This window comes from Pyrobaculum sp. (genome assembly GCF_049971835.1).
Classification (GTDB): Archaea; Thermoproteota; Thermoprotei; order Thermoproteales; family Thermoproteaceae; genus Pyrobaculum.
The window spans coordinates 1-3,133 of record NZ_JBMFKV010000202.1; the positions used below are offsets into that span (position 1 = coordinate 1).

Sequence of the window (3,133 nt, forward strand, 5' to 3'; positions counted from 1 at the left end):
AGAGCCCCACGACGTCTGGCCTCGCGTAGAGCATGGGCTCGCCTACGACCCCAGCCTCCCTCAGCCTCCTCAAGGTGTACCAGACAAGCTGACGCGAGATCCCAAGCCTCCTGGCGATCTGGCTGATGTTCGCCCTGCTACTAGTCACCAGGAGAGTTAAGATTATCCTCTCCTCGTAGGTAAGCGACTCGACCCGTCTGAACCCGCCTCCACCTACCCAACCCTCCATTGAGGATAGGGGGAAATCCCTATATACCAATTGGTGAAATATCTTTTTACAGACGCCGAGGCCGGCGGCGCCGCGGCGGGTAATACTTAAAATGGGGACTGGCTCTCTGTGCGTGGACTGCGTCGAGGAGGCGCTGGGGAGGTTTAGATCTGTCTTCGGGGCTGAGGCTGTGGTTGAGGTGGTGGATAGGGGGCCGGAGCGGCTAGTGGCTAAGTTTTCGGGGAATATGTGCTACACCTGCGGCACCTACGACTACTTCGAGGACTTTGCCTACATGTACTCTGACTGCGCCGGGGAGGAGTGGGCGGTGGAGTCCTACAGACAGAACCCCGACGGTAGCTATACTGTGATATTCAAGCCAAAACGCCTTGTTAGACGGGTAGTTAGACATGTAAAAATTACGCTAGAAGGAAAAGAGCTAGACTACTTAATCGAGGGCTAGACACCCACAAGGCGGTGAATCGCAAGATTAGGTCAACCAGAGAGGTATATAACTGGCGGGCCCGATGGGATTCGAACCCACGACCTACGGCTCTCTTCGGCGAGCTTAGAAGGCCGCCGCTCTATCCAGGCTGAGCTACGGGCCCCCCATCTACGCTGAATTACGGTGTTTAAAAGTTTTTGCCGACACTGAAACTTGTGCCTGGCGAATTCGGGGGGCCGAGGCGCCGCGTTCTGCGCAGTGACGTTAGATACATTTGTTGTAGATGCTGGGGAGGTAGTGGCGCAACACGGCCTCGAGGTCGAGCAAGCCGCTTACGCTACAGTTTACCAGTAGGACCCCCATTCTACGGGCATATCTCAACACCTCGCCCCCCACGCCGCCTCCGTGGTGCACTATCCGCACACCCGCCGACGTGGAGGCCTTATCCACATCTCTAATCTCGGGAACTCCGGTAACCTCTATTACAAACGACAGCTCTCCACACCTACTGACACACCGTAGCTCTATGTCTGGGCTGAGGCCTCTATCCGGCGCGCCACCCGGCAGAGAGTTGACATCGCAATTCCACCCCTCGGGGAGTTTAACTCTGTAGCTTCCTACCTTCACTGTAGGCATAGAGGAGGTCTATATGCTCGCGGTAGAGCTCCTCGTACACCTTTGCGAACTCGTCGTCTGGAATCCCCTCGGGCCCTATCTTAAGTCTCTGCGCAACGAAGCCGCTGTTTGCCCTCTTAAACACGTAGACGGCGATTTTTCTCTGCTTCAGCTTACTTTCAGCTCTCCGGATTATGTTGCTTATTCTGTTGAGTATGTAGTCGCTGTGTGTCGTTATGATGAAGTAGATCCCCTCCGCGGCTAGGTCGGCGAGGAGATCCGCCACCTTCACCTGCATAGCCGGATGTATATGCGCCTCAGGCTCCTCGACAACCGCCAGCACTCCCCTCTTCAACACGCCGTACCTCAGGAGTAGCCCCAGGGGGGCGAGCTCGGCGTATCCAGAAGGGGCCGACCTAACGTCGCTCTCATACCTAGCGTCTCTTACCACAATACTCCTCTCCCTTCTCTCCACATCTATGCCCACTCTATCTCTGAAGCGTGTATACAGCTGTGACTCAGACTTAAAAGGCTTTATAAGTAGCCTCAGAAAGTCGCCGACGACTCCGGGTAGGCCTTGAAGATTGGCACCTTTTATCGGTATCTCCTCTGCCATTCTCAGTACCAGATCTACATAAAAGCTGTAGGTCTGCACAAGGCCACTTCTAGATGAGGGAAGGTAAACTATTGGTTGTAGAAATCCCATAGGTTGTAGAAATCCTAGAAGCCAGTAATAATTTACGAGACTTTTTCTCAGGCTACTTGGACTCTTACTACATTTTGGAACCTCGATTTGTAAATTTGTCGGAGGCCAACTATATATATATCTATATATCTCTTGGCCCTTTTTTATTTCAAGGGTGATTTCTGTGCTGGACGCACCCCTAGTTGTCAAATCACTCAACCCCATTCCAAAGACTCTTGCAAACTCGTTCTCGAGGACCCGGGTGGCCAGGTAACTTTCTTCTTCAACCCAGGCATCCCACCTGCGTCTCGATGCTACATATGAGGCGCATATGACGTCCGGCCAGATACCAGCCTTAACTAAACCCGAGACAAACGCGTACAACGCCATCGCCGTATATGACTTACCAGATGCGTTCGGGCCGATAAATATCGTCAGAGGCTTCACTAAGATATCAGCTGAGACTACAGGTCCAAAATACTTGAGCGATAAGTTGATTTGCACATCAGGTATGACTATGTCATATTTAATTCTTTTGTACACAACCGTTGTAGCTTACGGCTTAATACGCCAGTAAGTAAAATAGATTTTACAGAGTAGGTGGCCTTAGCTCGTATCCCACCACAACGTTGATTTTGGCCTTGGGATCCTCGGCCTTCAGCTTCCGCACGAATTCCGCGGCCCTGCCGAGATCTGGAAAGGCTACTGCGTAGAAGCCTGTGGCGTATGCGAAGCATTTGAAAAACTTGTGCGAGGCGTACGCGCCGAGGGGGGCCTCCGTCTTGACAGCCAAAGCCGCGATACCAGCCCTCTTCAAATCAACCCAGTAGGTGACGTTGACGTTTTGCCTAACCCACCGGGCCAGGTTCTTGGCTTTGGTTTTGGGGAGGTTGAGCTCCTCTGCGATGTCTACAGAGGTGAAGTCGGGCCTAGCCGCGTATCTGCGCAGGGCCTCACGCTGCAGGGGCGTGAGGCTCCTGGGCGTTAGGCGGGGGACGAACCAGGGCTTTCCGTACTTCTTGGCGAGGAGCTCAAGCTCGTTGAAGCTGTGGAAGGGCACGGCGAAGATGTAGGTGCCCTCCAGGGTCTCGAACTTCAGGACTGTGTAGTCCTCGGGCTCCCTCTCGCTTTGGAAAAAGGCGTAGTAGAGCCCCACGACGTCGGGCCTCACGTATACAAG

General features: G+C 53.6%; 5 protein-coding genes and 1 tRNA gene. 1 reads left to right on the top strand and 5 read right to left on the bottom strand.

All coding sequences use genetic code 11. The annotated features are described in order from the left end of the window. Positions 1 to 229, bottom strand: a 229-nt coding sequence (locus tag ACP5J3_RS12310; protein WP_428495960.1) for a winged helix-turn-helix transcriptional regulator, incomplete at its 3' end; no start/stop codon positions are given. A gap of 112 nt (positions 230 to 341) precedes the next feature. Between ACP5J3_RS12310 and ACP5J3_RS12315 the strand changes: the two genes are divergently transcribed. Beyond that, on the top strand, positions 342 to 671 hold the full coding sequence (locus ACP5J3_RS12315) for a hypothetical protein (RefSeq protein ID WP_428495961.1): 330 nt from the start codon (positions 342 to 344) through the stop codon (positions 669 to 671). Between the two features lie 53 nt (positions 672 to 724). On the opposite strand, the gene ACP5J3_RS12320 is transcribed toward ACP5J3_RS12315, so the two are convergent. From ACP5J3_RS12320 to ACP5J3_RS12335, 4 genes are all read right to left on the bottom strand, one after another. After that, a tRNA-Arg gene (locus ACP5J3_RS12320) sits at positions 725 to 816 on the bottom strand. Positions 817 to 917: 101 nt separating this feature from the next. Then, the gene (locus ACP5J3_RS12325; protein ID WP_428495962.1) at positions 918 to 1,280 is read right to left on the bottom strand and encodes a hypothetical protein; all 363 of its coding nucleotides are present in this window, start codon (positions 1,278 to 1,280) and stop codon (positions 918 to 920) included. Continuing rightward, positions 1,255 to 1,923 carry an AAA family ATPase gene (locus ACP5J3_RS12330; protein WP_428495963.1) on the bottom strand — a complete coding sequence of 223 codons (669 nt, stop codon included), beginning with the start codon at positions 1,921 to 1,923 and terminating at the stop codon, positions 1,255 to 1,257. The genes ACP5J3_RS12325 and ACP5J3_RS12330 overlap by 26 nt, the downstream gene beginning before the upstream one ends. A gap of 619 nt (positions 1,924 to 2,542) precedes the next feature. Further along, the coding region (locus ACP5J3_RS12335) for an AsnC family transcriptional regulator (RefSeq protein WP_428495964.1) at positions 2,543 to 3,133 on the bottom strand (591 nt) is incomplete at its 5' end.